Consider the following 14,743-nt stretch of genomic DNA (forward strand, 5'->3'; position numbering starts at 1 on the left):
CTATCAAACCATAGACATAATCAGCAAAAAAATAAAAGCGATCCCACCTTTGGAATCGCTGCTGCGCTTTGCTTATCTGCCTGCTGGAATTATTTTTGTCAAAAAGCGAACCTTTTCCAATCTGCGGACCAATATAGAGTATACATATCAGGAGGTGAGCACAACGATGAGTGAACAGGAACTGCAGGATTGCCTGCATCAGATGGAGCAGGGCGACCGCGACGCCTTTCGGACGTTCTATGCGTCATACAAGGACTATATCTACCGTACGGTGCTGCTGCTGGTTAATCAGCGGGAAGATACAGCGGATGTGGTGAGCGAGGTATACATGGCTCTGTTCCGGTCGCTGCATAACTACGATCCCACCAAGCCTTTTCAGAAATGGCTAAATGGCCTGATCGTCGCGCAGACATCCAACTGGAATCGCAAATTGTGGCGTCGTCTGCGGTTGCATCTGCGCACCAGCGCCTACCGTGAAGATGACCAGCTGACCCAAAGCGGCGCGGATACGACCGTTGTTCGGCAGGAGAGCGAACGCGAACTGCTGCGTATGGTGCAGCAGCTTCCGTCCAAGCTGCGGAGCGTCGTGATTATGCGGTATTACCAGGAGTATTCTTTTCAGGAAGTGGCGGATGTGCTGGATATTCCGCTGGGTACGGCCAAATCAAGACATCATCAGGCTATGAATCGACTGCGCAAAGACCCCGAGAAACTGAGACAGCTGACACGATATTACACGGAGAAAGGGGAATCCCTATGAAGAAAGAGCAGCAAACTGCACAGCTGGAACGGCATCTGCAGACGGCACTGTCCGGTAGTGTGCAGACTATTGCTTCCCCACCGGAGATGGACGCCGGGATCGAGCGGCTTTTTGACCAGTATGCGATCAGACGGCAAAAGCAGACAAGGGACCGCAAGCGGACCTATGCCGCAAGAATACGCAAACCACGTGGACGGTATTATCAATGGCAGATGGCTGCGCTGCTGGTCATCGGCATTACTGTTCTAGGCAGCGGCACCTATGCGGCGAATATGGCTTATTCCATCACTACCGGGAAGTCGATTCTATCCTATACAGTCAGTGATATAAAGCCGGTCACCCCGGAACAGAGCGCCGAGATTCAGCAGATCATTAGCGAAGTGCGCTCCCAGCTGTCTGCCGGGCAATCAGCCTATGTATACAGCAGCAAATTTGAAGCCTTGCCTCATATGGGATCCACAATTGTCGTTAATCAGCCGCACAAGTTCTCGACAGTCGACAGCTGGTATCCAGCGATACAGCCAACGACAGGCCCGGTTCCCACACCTCAGTATGTACCGGATGGATACCAGTTCGCTTATGGACTGGATGAATATTATATGAGTGACGCTCATGTCAACGAGAAGAAAAAGCAGGTGCAAATGATCATGAATTTGCTGGAGGACAAGGCCGCTCATCCACTGCAAGGATACGCCTGGACACTTGTACCGCCGGAAGATGAGACGAATCGCTTTTTACAGGTACCGATGCTTATCTATACTTCGTCGACAGGTAAAAGTATACAGCTCTCCTACTTGACCATGCGTGGCTCTGCAAATAATAAACTGGAGATTGAAGATGCCAATAATACCAGTGTTTCGATTGTGAATTCCAAAAAGGGAAAAATGTTCTACAGTACAGCGCCAAACGGATATTTGGAGTTCTCTGCTAAGCAGGAACTGGGACTTCTCCGATCTTTAAACTGGGCGGCCAAGCCGGATGATCAGGGTAGGGTTCTTACAACATTTACCCTGACGACAGATGATACCTCGATATCAAAGCAGGATATGATTCGAATGGCGGAGAGTCTTCAATAATATAACGAGCATAGATCAAGTCCGCAGCATACATTTGCTGCGGACTATTTTTCCGCCAGAATAAGGGACGCTAGTCTAGCAGATTATCGGATAATCCAGGAGCAGTTATTTTCGATACTGGTAAGTAATCAATGCGGGGGCCGGTTGAAAAGGCAGCCGGGATAACAGCTCCATTCTCATCGGATCGGTACTGTCGATCTCCATCTCAATGGATGTATAACCATGCTGCCGGGCATATTTCAGCTGTTCCTGGATCAGAAGCAGTCTTAATTCGGGATATGATCCTTGATCAGACCAGCCCAGCTCCACCGTATCTGCTTCCACTGACTTATGCATCAGGGCATAACCCAGTATCTGATTATTATGCGGATTATAGGCAATGTAGCTGCCCTCCGGCATCAGATCATCCTCCTGCAGCAAAGCTGTCCATTTCTGCATATCCATTGGTGCTGGAGGATTGATAGCATGTACTCGCTCATAATCAGTATAGACTCTCTTCGCCAGCCGGGAGTAATCTTGATCATGCTGCTGCCATTCTTTTAAGTGCAGAATGGAAAAGGATGTTGGCGGCTCGTCAAATGATTCAACTGTAAGCAGATACTGCAGCCCCTGCTGTACGCTAAGCTTAGGCACATAAGTACGTCTGACTTCTTTAAACTGCCGGCTTTCATAAAATCCGGACTCAGGGTACGCGTTCTCCCCTATCGATAGCTGTAGATAGGGTTTGGATGATCGTTGTACAGCTTCATAAAGGAGTATATCTCCTGCTCTGCGATGCTGCTGATCAGGATCGAGTATCAGCGTAATATAATCGGCATACGGATGAAAAGAATTATGCCAGCTGATCAGCAACCCGCTAATCTGATGATCGAAAAGGGTATAGAATGCATCCTTTCGCCGGGATGGATTCTGCAGCATAGGCTGTCTGTGCATATGGTCAGTCCTGTGAAGAAAAGATACCATTTCGGTCAATTGGTCGGGATGGTAATTTTTAATCTTTATAGATTCCATATGTAGCTACTCCTTTATCTCAATAGTCAGTATTCCAGGATACCTATTAAAACTGACGGCTATTCAAGCTATACTGGCCAAATCAAACATTGAATGAGAACATTGTTTTATTGAAAATTGTGCTTGTCTTTTCTTTGCTTATTGCTGCACCCACGTTAGCTTTTCTCAGTATGATATAAAACCTTGTAAAAAATATTTCTGCTGATTGTAAGGCAGAAAGCTCTCTATGAGCTGTTCATATCGTTTATAACAAAACAGCCTGCTGATGTTCATGCAATCAGTAGGCTGTTTTATTACGAGACGATATACAACAATTTCAACAGCTGCTGTATACGTTTTATATGTTTACATTGTTTAATTGTATTTATCCATCAAATCCTCGGCTTACTGCTCTCCCGGATACTTGAGTCCCCATTGGCTGCGGACTTTGTCCAGCAGGCGCATAATGTCCAGTGATTCTTCCAGCGGAATGATATCACTTTCCAGTTTGCCTGCACGGATCAGATTGCCGACTTCTTCGGCTTCCAGGGCATATCCTTCGGAATTACGGTCGTCTTGGAATGTCTCTACCTTTTCCCCATTCACGAACAGAGATGCCGATGCGCCAAACAGGAACTGCGGCAGATAGATATATCCTTCCGTACCATGCACGTATGCTTCGTTCGGGAAGCCCAGACGGACCGCACCGTTCAGGGTTGCCGCGCGGCCGCCTTCGTAACCGAGAAGGATCGAGAACTGCTCATCCACACCGGTCTCGCCGATATGGGCGGTACTGAATACTTCCGCAGGCTTGGCACCCAGCACCATCGAGGCAAAGGATACCGGATAGATCCCTGCGTCCAGCAGCGCGCCGCCGCCCAGTTCGGGATTAAGCAGACGGCTCTCCGGGTCCCAGCCAATACGGAAGCCAAAGTCTGCTTTGACCAGGCGCACTTCGCCGATCTTGCCGTCTCTGATCCATTCGCGTGCACGGCGGATCGGCGGCAGGAAACGAGTCCACATGCCTTCCATCAGGAACAGCTTTTTCTCTCTTGCCAGCGCGACGACTTCTTCCAGTTCACCCGCATTGATGGTAAAAGGTTTCTCGCACAGTACATGTTTGCCCGCATTCAGGGCATCCAGCACGTTCTGTTTATGTAACGGATGCGGCGTTCCCACGTAGACAACATCCACTTCCGGGTCCTGCAGCATTTTATCATAGTTGTCATACGCCTTGGGAATATTATATTTGCCGGCGAACGCATCTGCGCTTTCCTGGCTGCGGGAGCTGACCGCGTAAGCGACCCCATTGCTGCTGTGCGGCAGATCTGCCACAAATTTATTGGAGATACCGCCTGTGCCGATAATTCCCCATTTGATCTTGCCTTCGGTTGATTGGGACATCTGAATATTCTCCTCCTTGGAGCCGAAATGCCGCTTGACCTCAGCACCTGGCTGTATGTGCCGCAGGCTTGGTCACCTGCTAGATTGTATTTCACCAAACCCTTGCTATGTTAAGCGTAAAGTTTTTGCTGGTGTACGTATATCAATATTCTGATAATTTGTATTAAATATTTGTTATTGGGTTGTCACTTATTTCCATGTGGGTGGATGAATCCTCATTGGCAGCTTGGGATACAACTAGGGCTTGCTTTTCTTGTTGCAGCTATGTAGTTAGTGAGTGGTGAACTGGCCGGCAGATATTTTTAGATTCATAAGGGTTCCGGAATCGTTGGTGATGTATACTCTCCAATCTCCGGACAGGTCTCCGGTTTTGGCGGACTGGAATGTTCTCGTTAAGGCGGCTTTGCTGGCTAATTTGATATAACCGAAATCGTTTGTGTTTTGGGATACTTTGAACAGTACCGGGGATTCGCTGTTATTGACGACGTTCACATCGATATAATTACCGTTTTGGGCGGTGCAGGCGAATGCGCCTGTGTAGCTTCCTTTTCCTGAATGGATGGTATCGGATATGAGCAGCAGATTATATGGAGCGGATTGGGCGTGATCGAAAGATGGTATTTCCGCTGCTGATCGGGCTGGTGGTTCGGCCCGGGTCTGGCTGGCCGGATACTGGACATTTGCTGATTCTGCCATATGATTCTTAGAAGACATCTTGATCTGTACCAAGAAGGCGATGCCGATGAGTACTGTGATGGTGCAAGCCATAATAAACCATTTCTTCACGTTGCTGATCTCCTTTGTTTAGCGGGTGAGGTGAACTACAAGATATTACCAGTTGGCTAAACCATGATTATACGGGCATCATTTTACGATGTCAAAGGCTCTGATGAAGTGAATGGATGGTAGATGTTCTTCCTGATTGCAGCAGTAATGGAGTAAGGGATGGGTATATTCGCTGCCACTTTTGGCCGTTTAATGAAGCCGGGTATTGTCATCAGCCAATAGGTTAACGGGGCACCTCTGGATACAACAATACAGGACAGCTATTATGCTCGCTGCCCTGTCGACGGGATGATATTTTGAAAAGGCGAATAAAAATTATACTATTTCTATAGCAATGAGATACTACAGTTAGAAACTTCACCTTAAAAATCATAGTATTCTAATAACGTCCAACGCTAGAAGGTCGTAGACGAAAATTGTAGCATTAGATAGCTTGTAAGCTGCAATCTTATTTCCTCTTGCTATTGCTTGTATTATTCTGTGCTAACGCTATTAGTTCCTTTTGCTACTGCACCTTTTCACGATCCTTGCCTTTGTCCGCTTCACCGGCGTTACGGGTTGCGGCATCGCGGTCCTGCTGCATCTCTTCGACGGTCTTCACTTTGAGGCGGGCAGCTCCTTCATATTGCTGTGTCGGGATGAGCGGACCATTGGAGAGACGTTCTTTGGCGGCAGCGATTGCTTCGGTATACTGCGGCAGCCAGGCTTCGCCGGCGACGAGCATCTCGTCGACCATTTGCCAGATCTCCGGCGGGTTGCAGACGGCGCCGACGAGTGGGTCCATTAGAAAGGCCTGTCGCAGCAGCTGGTCATCTCCGTGAACTGCCGCTTCTACCGCAAGACGCTGTATGGAAATGCTCACATTGCAGACGGCTGCAGGTCCGAGCGGCAGCTTGCCGACATGCGGCATGGAGATGCCGCTTCGATCCACATAGCCCGGTGCCTCGATTACGGCATCATCCGGCAGATTGGCGATAATGCCGTTATTGATCACGTTGAAATGTCCGCGATACACGCGTCCGGTCTCCAGCCCTTCAATAATATACGAACCATGCTCCTCACTGCGTTCTTCTGCTGCGAAGCGTTTGGGCTCTTCTTTCATCCAGTTGGGGAAATCGGTCTCAAACCAGTTCCGTCCCTCGGTACATACCCGCAGATATCCGCCGGTCTCGCCGTTGATCCAGTTGTTCAGATCGATCCAGTCCCCGATTTCCTGCGGGCGCTTGCGGTACCAGGGTACATATTCGCTCAGGTGTCCGTTCGATTCGGTGCTGTAATAGCCGAATCGGCGCAGCATGTCGATCCGCACCTTTTCCGTACGGCTGTATTCCGGATGCTTTTCAAAAGCTTCCAGCAATCCGGCTGTCAGATCCTTGCCCTCATGCGTCGCCTGGATATACCATGTCTGGTGATTGATCCCGGCGCAGATGATGTCCACGTCCTTTTTATCCAATCCGTATACTTCGGCAATCTGGTGGTGACCATGCTGGACGCCATGACAGAGACCGACCGTGTTCACACCACCATACACATTGCATGCCCAGGTCAGCATTGCCATCGGATTGGAGTAGTTGAGCAGCAGCACATCTGCCGCCGACACTTCACGGATATCCCGGCAGATATGGAGCATCTCGGCAATGCCGCGCTGGCCGTACATGATACCGCCTGCACAAAGCGTATCACCGACGCACTGGTCGACTCCGTATTTGAGCGGAATATCCACATCAGTCGCAAAAGCTTCCAGTCCGCCGACACGAATCGTACAGATGACATATCTGGCATCCTGGAGCGCTTCACGCCGGTCGGTCGTCGACTGGATCGTGATGGGCAGCCCATTTTCCCGGATATCCCGCTGGCACAGCTCGGTCACCATCTCCAGATTGTGCTGACTGATATCGGTAAAAGCGATCTCGATATCGCGGAACTCCGGTACACTGAGCAGATCCCTCAGCAGTCCCCGGGTGAAGCCAATACTGCCTGCGCCGACAAAGGCAACTTTGAATGACATGATCTAACCTCCATTTTTCTGTTCGAATCCATTTCGAGTAAGCACGGTGTTTACTCGTTTATTCTACTTTTAATATGGAAGTAAGCGTTATCAATATCATGACCGTTTACCGCGAAAGCTGTCAAAAATCCTAACCTTCCGGGTCGCATAGCCGGTTTGCTTTTTATCAATCATTCGGATCGGAGTAGCCTCTGACGAACCGCTCGGACTGGCTGCGGTATTCGGCGGGGGTCGTACCGGTATGCTTTTTGAACAGCAGGTGGAAATACTGCCGGCTCGCCACTCCTACATAATCGGCGATCTCGGGAATCGGGATATCCGTCTGACTGAGCAGCATCATCGCTTTATCCATACGCAGGTCATTCAGATAGGCGGTTGGTGTGATATGCATATGCTTTTTGAAAATGCGGTGCAAATAACCGGGGTGCACATTCACTGCTGCGGCGATCTGCTCCATGCGAATCAAGCGGTCATAGTTTTGGTGCATAAACTGGATGCTGCGCCGGACATACCACTCGCTCTGTGGCAGGTGACTGATCCGCGCTTCCTGATACAGGCGGGCAATTCGTGTCAGCAGCTGGGCGAACAATAGTTCACCCAGCATCGGGGAAGTCCGCTGCTGATTCAGTTCCAGTACGAGCGATTTGAGCGTGTAATACACTTCCTCGGGATCGGACAGCACGTAATAATCCTGCGGATCGTGGAGCAAAGCAGACAGCTCCTGTTCCTCCCGTATCATATCGCTCAGTACCGAAGAACCGTTCCCCGAACGTACAATGCCAAACTCGATATTCAGCATCCGGCAGGTGGAATCCGGCGCCACGATCAGCCGATGCGGTACATTCGCATCAATGACGATAAATTGGCCTTTATGCAGCTGCACCGCTTCGGAATATGTGCGGCCATTTGCCAGAGGATATTCCTTTTTTATATCTGCTGCGCCAGACAATGATCCCTCCTCCGAATGCAATGCTCTGGCGATGCCTGCCTGCCGGTTAACCTGAAGTTCAATCCGGCAGCTTCCCGAGATCATATACATAATTTCCGTAGATGGATGCTGATGATAGGCCATCTCGTAGTCGGTCCACTGCTTGTAATAATACGCCTAAAAATGCGGACGATGCCTGCCGCCAAGAATATCGCTGCGATACAGTGTGCCGATAGACTCAGTAATGTGTATGTGACGCACATCTGCATCATCTACAGCTTTATCGCTCCATAGTGAAGACTTGGGCTGCACATGGCCTCCGCCAATTTCCGGCATCCCGGAGACAATAGAAATAGAACGTTTATTTCGCTCTGTTACATCCGATCGTTCATGCGGCTTCGTTATCGCCTGAACCGCATAATCTTCCCTGTACCTTGGTAGAAGATGAATGTCGGGATAATCGTCTTCTGCTCTGCTCATCGCATTCTCTCCCTTACTAACCGGCATGTTGGCTGATCTGCCTTCACTCTCTTTCCCGCATTACACAGCAGCATTCATTGTCTATTGAACGGCTGACGCTGCGCTTTTTATGCCATTGAAATATGTATCTATACTCTGCCATCCTGACTGCCATTATTGCAACTTTATTCTTCTATCCTCGTCCATATTATTGTAAATATTAGAATACTTTACCTTTTAACAGAAAGGAATCTTCCGATGAACAAAAAAACATGGATTACGTTGGCACTCTCCTCGGCGCTGCTGCTGCCGGTATCTCCGGCTTCTGTACAGGCAGCCAGCTCCCCGCAGCTCATTCTTCATTTTGATAGCGGCAGTTATACCAGTGAAACTTCGGCAACGCTTTTAGTCCGCAACGGAATCAATTATATGGATATCAGCTATTTGGCGGGCGACCTGGGTTTGGAGTTCAAAACGGATACTGCCGGCAAACGTGCTTCCTTTAACGGCTGGAACAAGAAATTCGCTGTACGTGACGGCAGCAAAATCGCCATGCTGGATGGCAAAAGTGTAACCATGCAGTCACCGGCGATAATCCGCAAAAGCAAGCAAACCGACACTCCGTCTGTCTATGTTCCCCTGCGGTTCGCAGCCCAAGCGCTGGATGGCAAGCTGATTAACCCTGCTGCCGGTAAAGGCAATTACCAGCTTAACAATATCCATACCTACGCGGTTGTAACCGATGTATACCAGGGAACCACCTATACGCTGACCAAGCTAAACGGCGATCTGTATGCCACCCGGGGCAAAAAAGATCCGGTCAAGCTGGCTTCCCTCCAAACCGGCTTCGATTCTACCGGCATGGAATTCCGCTCCACACCGGGCGGCCTGCTGCTGATTACGGTCAATGACTCTTACGGTGAACCCCATATCAACAGCCAGCAGTTCCAGCTGCTGTTCAAAAATGGACAGCTAATCCGTCAGACCGGGGCCGATTTTCACTGGGGCGGTATCAATACGGTCAATGGCTACGATGATAAAATCGTTATGAACGATGGCACGAATCTTCGCATCATTGAAGACAGAACCGGCAACGTGCTCCAGACCCTGAACCTCGTGGAGATGGCCGGCAAAGGCAAAGATCAGAAATACAATGTGGAAGCAATCGACCAGGACATGGTGCTGATCCGCAATTCCATTGATCATCAGCTGCAGCTGATCAATCGCAAAAACGGCAACAGTGTACTGCTGTATCAGCAGTTCCTGACCCCGGAACAGCAGCAGGCGGTTGAAGAAGATACCGGTCCATTCGGCGGCGGCGACCGTCTCAAATTTACCAAGCGCTCGGGCAGTACGCTGTACTTTACGTACGCCGACTTTAACGGAGAAAATAAGAAATATACGTACAATCTGGATAAGCTGAATTAATCGGATCAGCCAGCTGGATGTATATTTGGGAAAGGAATGATCATTATGAATAAAAAAATACTAACTTCCTTATTGCTATCATCTGCTCTTCTGCTTCCCACTGTTTATACGCCATCGGTACAAGCTGCTGCCACAGAAATGAAATACCAATGGAGCTATCAGGGTGAGGGCTATAACAATTCCTTCGAGGATACGACGATTATACGTAATCGCGTAACCTATATCGAATTCACTTCTTTAGCCTCGTTGGCAAATCTCGACTATACCTTGGACACGACGGGTAAACGTGCCGGGTTCAACGCTTGGATCAAGAAAATCGCGGTTCGCGACGGCAGCAAAATTGCCATGTTGGATGGCAAAAAAGTCACCATGCAAGGAGCTGCTTTTCTGAAAAAAAATCCGCAATCCGAACAGATGGAAGTGTATGTACCTTTCAAATTTGCCGTACAGGCGCTCGATGGCAAATACGATGGATATGATCCTGCCACTCATATGGTCAAAGCATCCAATATTCATAATTATTCTTTTATTAGCAAAGCCTACAAAGGTGTAACCTATACGGTTACCAAAGCAAACGGTGATCTGTTCACTGCTGTCGGCAAAAACAAGCCGATAAAATTAACATCCCTAAATACCAGTCTGGATCTGAGCGATATCACCATTCGTTCCACCCCCAAAGGGCTGCTGCTGATTACGGTAAATGATTCCTACGGCGAACCTCATATCAACAGCCAGCTATTTCAGCTGCTGCTCAAGAAAGGACAGATCATTCGCAGGACCGGAGTAGACTTTAACTGGGGAAGTACCGACCTCGTCGACAGCTATAACAATAATGTTGTCCTAAATGACGGCAAAAAGCTGCGTATTATCGAAGACGGCACCGGCAAAGTGCTGGAGACAATAGATCTGCTCGATCTCGGCGGTAAAGGCAAAAACCAAATGTACAGTATTGAAGCGATCGACGATGATATGATGCTGATCCGTAATACGGCGGATTACCAGCTGCAGCTGATCAGCCGCAAAACCGGCAAAAGTGTCATTCTGTTCGACCAGCTGCTTACACCGGAGCAACAGGAATTTGTCAAAATCGACTCGGGACCGATGGGAGCACGCGACGGTCTGACTTTTGTCAAACGAAAAGGAAATACGCTCTATTTCACCGTCGAAGCTCAAGGTCTCACCAAAAAAACAGTGACATACAACCTCAGCAAATTGGCTGCTCTGTAACGGTTGCATGGCTGCTGCTGCATATGCGTGTCTAGAACGTTATGTACAAAACAAAAGCCGGGGAACAGGCATATTACCTGTTCCCCGGCTTTTTCATTCACGCCCAAAAACTATATATCTACTATCCTGCAGGATATAGACCATTTAACGATACTCCTGCGGTACCCGGCGGGCTACACCGCTCTCAATCGCTGCCCGGATCACGCCATCACGCACCAGCTTAACGACCTGATCGTTAAATACCCCCGGAATAATGTACAGCTCATTCAGCTCGTCTTCCTTCACTACCGAAGCGATCGCTTTGGCAGCAGCGACCTTCATCGCTTCGTTGATCACGCTCGCCCGGCAGTCCAGTGCGCCACGGAAAATGCCCGGGAAGCACAGCACGTTATTGATCTGATTCGGATAATCACTGCGTCCGGTAGCCAGTACACGCACATACGGCTCGGCCACTTCCGGGTCAATCTCCGGATCGGGATTCGCCATCGCGAACACGATGCGATCTTCGGCCATCGTCTGAATATGGTTAATACTCAGCAGTCCCGGACGGGAGACGCCGACGAATACATCCGCTCCCTGAATGACTTCGGTCAGATCGCCGCGCAGCTTGTCAGGGTTGCTGTTAGCCGCAATCCAGTTCCACATCTCATGCGGATACTCTTCATCCGACACCAGCGCGCCGCAGCGATCAACGGCGATCAGATTGCGTGCACCTGCAGACAGCAGCATTTTCACACATGCTGCTCCGGCCGCTCCAACGCCGAGTACGACAATCTTGGCGGTCTCCAGCGATTTGCCGACGATGCGCAGTGCATTAAGCAGACCTGCGAGTACGACGACAGCGGTACCATGCTGATCATCATGGAAAACGGGAATATCCAGCTCTTCGGTCAAGCGGCGCTCAATTTCAAAGCAGCGCGGCGAGCTGATGTCTTCCAGATTGATTCCACCGAATGTAGGTGCCATCCATTTGACCGCATTAATAATCTCTTCCGTATCCGTAGTATTCAGACAGATCGGGAATGCATCCACATCCGCAAACTGCTTGAACAGCATCGCTTTACCTTCCATAACGGGCATGGCTGCCTCGGGACCGATATCGCCCAGGCCGAGTACGGCGGTGCCATCCGAGACGACAGCGACCATATTGCGTTTGACGGTCAATGAAAAGGCTTTTTGCTTGTCTTCATGAATAGCCATACAGACCTTGGCTACGCCCGGTGTATAGACATGGGACAGGTCTTCACGGTTTTTGACCGGGGTCTTGGGCTGAATTTCGATTTTGCCGCCGAGATGCGCCAGGAAGGTACGGTCTGAGACGTTGACGACTTTGACACCGGTCAGGGCACCCACCGATTGCAAGATCATCTCACGCACACTCTCCGGCAGATTGACCGTCAGGTCACGTGTCGTACTCTCCGGGCTGGCATGAATAACGTCAATTGCGACCACATCGCCGCCCGCTTCCCCGATCGCACCGGCTACTTCTCCAAAAGTCACCTGTTTCTTATCCATCTGTAAACGTATGATCATACTTGTTCCGAGAGCCATGGGGGAATCCTCCTGTTCAATAGTCATAGATTATGTTAAGAAAGCATGCAAATAAAAGAGAACGCTTACAATAAAGTTCGGACTTATTATAGCACAGTTTGATCACAAAGAAACCGGGGCAAATGGGATTTTCATCCAGTGGTCATTTAATATGGCGTATTCCGCTCTTATCCCCTCTCTTCTCCTCATCCTGGACAGGAAACCGTCTGTACTCCATCAGCAGGTTTACCCTTTCCATTTCCAAAATCATCCTGTCGGTGTATGGGGTTCCCTGCCATGACTGCGTTACAATTATTGCAGAAGGCAGCACCCAATTCATTGTTTAGGGAAAGGAAGATAGGGAATGATTGCTTACCTGATTGTAGCGTGTGAAGTGTTATTCTGGGTATTCGTTATCGGCGGTCTGGCTGCGCGTTATATCCTCGGAGCCAAGCGTCTGAGTACATTTCTGCTGATCTGTACGCCGTTAATTGATCTGGTACTGCTCATTGCAGCCTTTATGGATCTGCGCAGCGGAGCCACGGCCACGATGGCGCATGGTATTGCCGCAGTGTATATCGGGGTGTCGCTCGCTTATGGACACCGGATGATCCGCTGGGCGGATGAACGGTTCGCCTACCGGTTCGCTGATGGACAGAGACCGAAGAAACTATATGGACGTGAGCATGCCCGTCATGAGCGCACCGGCTGGATGATGCATCTGATCTCATGGATCGTCGGTAATGCTCTGCTGCTGTTCATGATCTGGTATGTAGGTGATCCGTCGCGGACGATTGTACTGAACTCGGTTATCCGGGTGTGGGCGATTGTACTGGCGATCGACTTTGTGATCAGCTTCAGCTATACGCTGTGGCCGCGCAAACAAAAAAGCACAGCCTGAGTTTGATTCCGGGCTGTGCGGTACATTGAACTGCAGTACATTGAATTTTAGCCAATCTGCAGCTTGAACGGCATGTATCTGTTATGAGGTACTGCTGTATTATCCAGGGAGATTTACATATAAAGGCTGTTCCTGCCGACCTCTGTATTACCGGGTCGCGGGAACAGCCTTTATGGTTATAATCCTATGATGCAGAAGCATGTATCTCTATTCTGCATCATATACCAGAATTCGAGTTTTGAGTTCTGCTTCTTAATATCCTGTATCCTGTATCCTGTATCCTGTATCCAATTATATTATTTAAATGCAGGTACAGCGATATCGGAATAATTGTCTTCGAGGAATTTCTTCACTTCCGGACCGGCCATATGCTCTTTGAGCTTCTGGATCGGGGCGGAATCCTTGTTGTCCTCACGTGCTACCAGTGTAATGGCAAAGGTGGAATCCGCCTTTTCCGTAACCAGTGCATCTTTGACCGGCGTCAGGTTCAGCGGCTTGGCATAAGCTGGAGTCATTGCGACCAGATCCGCTTCATCATACATACGGGCCAGCATCAGCAGGTCCACTTCCTTGAATGCAAATTTTTTCGGATTGTCGGTAATGTCTGCCTGTGTAGCGTTCATGCCTACACCGTCCTTGAGTGTAATCATGCCTGCTGCCGCAAGCATCTGCAGCGAGCGTCCGATATTGGACGGATCATTGGCAATCGCGATTACTGCGCCTTCCGGCAGCTCTTCGATGCTCTTGTACTTTTTGGAATAAGCGCCGTAGATCGCATCATAGATCGGCTGGATCGCGACCAGGTTGGAGCCTTTGCTTTCGTTATACTGCGTCATATAAGGAACGTGCTGGAAAAAGTTCGCATCGACTTCCTTGTTCGCCAGTGCATCATTGGGCTGTACATTGTCGGACAGTACAACGACTTCCAGATTGATGCCGTCTTTTTGAAGCAGTGGCTTCACAATATCCAGAATGTCGGTCATTGGTGGGATCAGGGTAGCGACTTTGAGTGTCTGTTCACCATTTGTACCTGTTTCGGTAGCAGCTTGGTCGGGCTTGCTGCCTGTTGCTGCCGTATTGTCTGCCTTTTGACCGCAGGCTGCGAGCAGCAGGGTCATTGCAAATAGTAAAATGAGTAGTGCTTTCTTGTTCATCATGAATAGGGTACCCCCGTGTGTAGTATAATGTGTGAATTTCATTTGTGCCAGAGCGCCTATGCGTGTTAAGCGCAGCTGCTACCAGCGAA

Annotated in this window: 11 protein-coding genes and 1 pseudogene; 5 read left to right on the plus strand and 7 right to left on the minus strand. The window is 49.5% G+C overall.

Features of this window, described 5'->3' with window-relative positions; translation table 11 throughout:
* Positions 1 to 166: 166 nt before the first annotated feature.
* On the plus strand, positions 167 to 760 hold the full coding sequence (locus WH45_RS18645) for a sigma-70 family RNA polymerase sigma factor (protein WP_046216055.1): 594 nt from the start codon (positions 167 to 169) through the stop codon (positions 758 to 760).
* Positions 757 to 1,836 carry a hypothetical protein gene (locus WH45_RS18650; RefSeq protein ID WP_046215934.1) on the plus strand — a complete coding sequence of 360 codons (1,080 nt, stop codon included), beginning with the start codon at positions 757 to 759 and terminating at the stop codon, positions 1,834 to 1,836. Before WH45_RS18645 ends, WH45_RS18650 begins: the two co-directional genes overlap by 4 nt.
* Positions 1,837 to 1,941: 105 nt before the next feature.
* Here the strand turns inward: WH45_RS18650 and WH45_RS18655 are convergent, their stop codons facing one another.
* The 5 genes and pseudogenes from WH45_RS18655 to WH45_RS18675 all read right to left on the minus strand — a co-directional run bounded on the left by WH45_RS18655 (position 1,942) and on the right by WH45_RS18675 (position 8,198).
* A complete protein-coding gene (locus WH45_RS18655; RefSeq protein ID WP_046215935.1) occupies positions 1,942 to 2,847 on the minus strand; it encodes a hypothetical protein in 906 nt (301 codons plus the stop codon).
* Positions 2,848 to 3,231: 384 nt separating this feature from the next.
* Entirely contained in the window at positions 3,232 to 4,230 is a 999-nt protein-coding gene (locus WH45_RS18660) for a Gfo/Idh/MocA family protein (protein WP_046215936.1), read from the minus strand.
* 270 nt (positions 4,231 to 4,500) lie between these two features.
* Positions 4,501 to 5,016: a hypothetical protein gene (locus WH45_RS22970; RefSeq protein WP_052723853.1), complete on the minus strand. Its 516-nt coding sequence runs from the start codon at positions 5,014 to 5,016 to the stop codon at positions 4,501 to 4,503.
* 505 nt (positions 5,017 to 5,521) lie between these two features.
* Positions 5,522 to 7,024 (minus strand): alpha-glucosidase/alpha-galactosidase, encoded by a 1,503-nt coding sequence (gene melA / locus WH45_RS18670; RefSeq protein WP_046215937.1) that lies wholly within the window; start codon positions 7,022 to 7,024, stop codon positions 5,522 to 5,524.
* Positions 7,025 to 7,190: 166 nt separating this feature from the next.
* A pseudogene (locus WH45_RS18675) lies at positions 7,191 to 8,198 on the minus strand (AraC family transcriptional regulator).
* 471 nt (positions 8,199 to 8,669) lie between these two features.
* On the opposite strand from WH45_RS18675, the gene WH45_RS18680 reads away from it, so the two are divergent.
* Both WH45_RS18680 and WH45_RS18685 read left to right on the plus strand, forming a co-directional pair.
* Positions 8,670 to 9,839 carry a stalk domain-containing protein gene (locus WH45_RS18680; protein WP_046215938.1) on the plus strand — a complete coding sequence of 390 codons (1,170 nt, stop codon included), beginning with the start codon at positions 8,670 to 8,672 and terminating at the stop codon, positions 9,837 to 9,839.
* A 138-nt stretch (positions 9,840 to 9,977) separates the two neighbouring features.
* Positions 9,978 to 11,066, plus strand: coding sequence for a hypothetical protein (locus WH45_RS18685; RefSeq protein WP_046215939.1), 1,089 nt, complete (start codon positions 9,978 to 9,980; stop codon positions 11,064 to 11,066).
* A 144-nt stretch (positions 11,067 to 11,210) separates the two neighbouring features.
* Here the strand turns inward: WH45_RS18685 and WH45_RS18690 are convergent, their stop codons facing one another.
* Positions 11,211 to 12,617, minus strand: a complete 1,407-nt coding sequence (locus WH45_RS18690; protein ID WP_046215940.1) for an NAD-dependent malic enzyme — start codon at positions 12,615 to 12,617, stop codon at positions 11,211 to 11,213.
* 343 nt (positions 12,618 to 12,960) lie between these two features.
* On the opposite strand from WH45_RS18690, the gene WH45_RS18695 reads away from it, so the two are divergent.
* Entirely contained in the window at positions 12,961 to 13,497 is a 537-nt protein-coding gene (locus WH45_RS18695; RefSeq protein WP_046215941.1) for a hypothetical protein, read from the plus strand.
* Positions 13,498 to 13,793: 296 nt separating this feature from the next.
* Here WH45_RS18695 and WH45_RS18700 read toward each other — a convergent pair whose 3' ends face one another.
* Positions 13,794 to 14,651: a MetQ/NlpA family ABC transporter substrate-binding protein gene (locus WH45_RS18700; protein WP_046216057.1), complete on the minus strand. Its 858-nt coding sequence runs from the start codon at positions 14,649 to 14,651 to the stop codon at positions 13,794 to 13,796.
* Between the last annotated feature and the right edge of the window lie 92 nt (positions 14,652 to 14,743).

Source organism: Paenibacillus wulumuqiensis (genome assembly GCF_000971965.1).
GTDB lineage: Bacteria > Bacillota > Bacilli > Paenibacillales > Paenibacillaceae > Saccharibacillus > Saccharibacillus wulumuqiensis.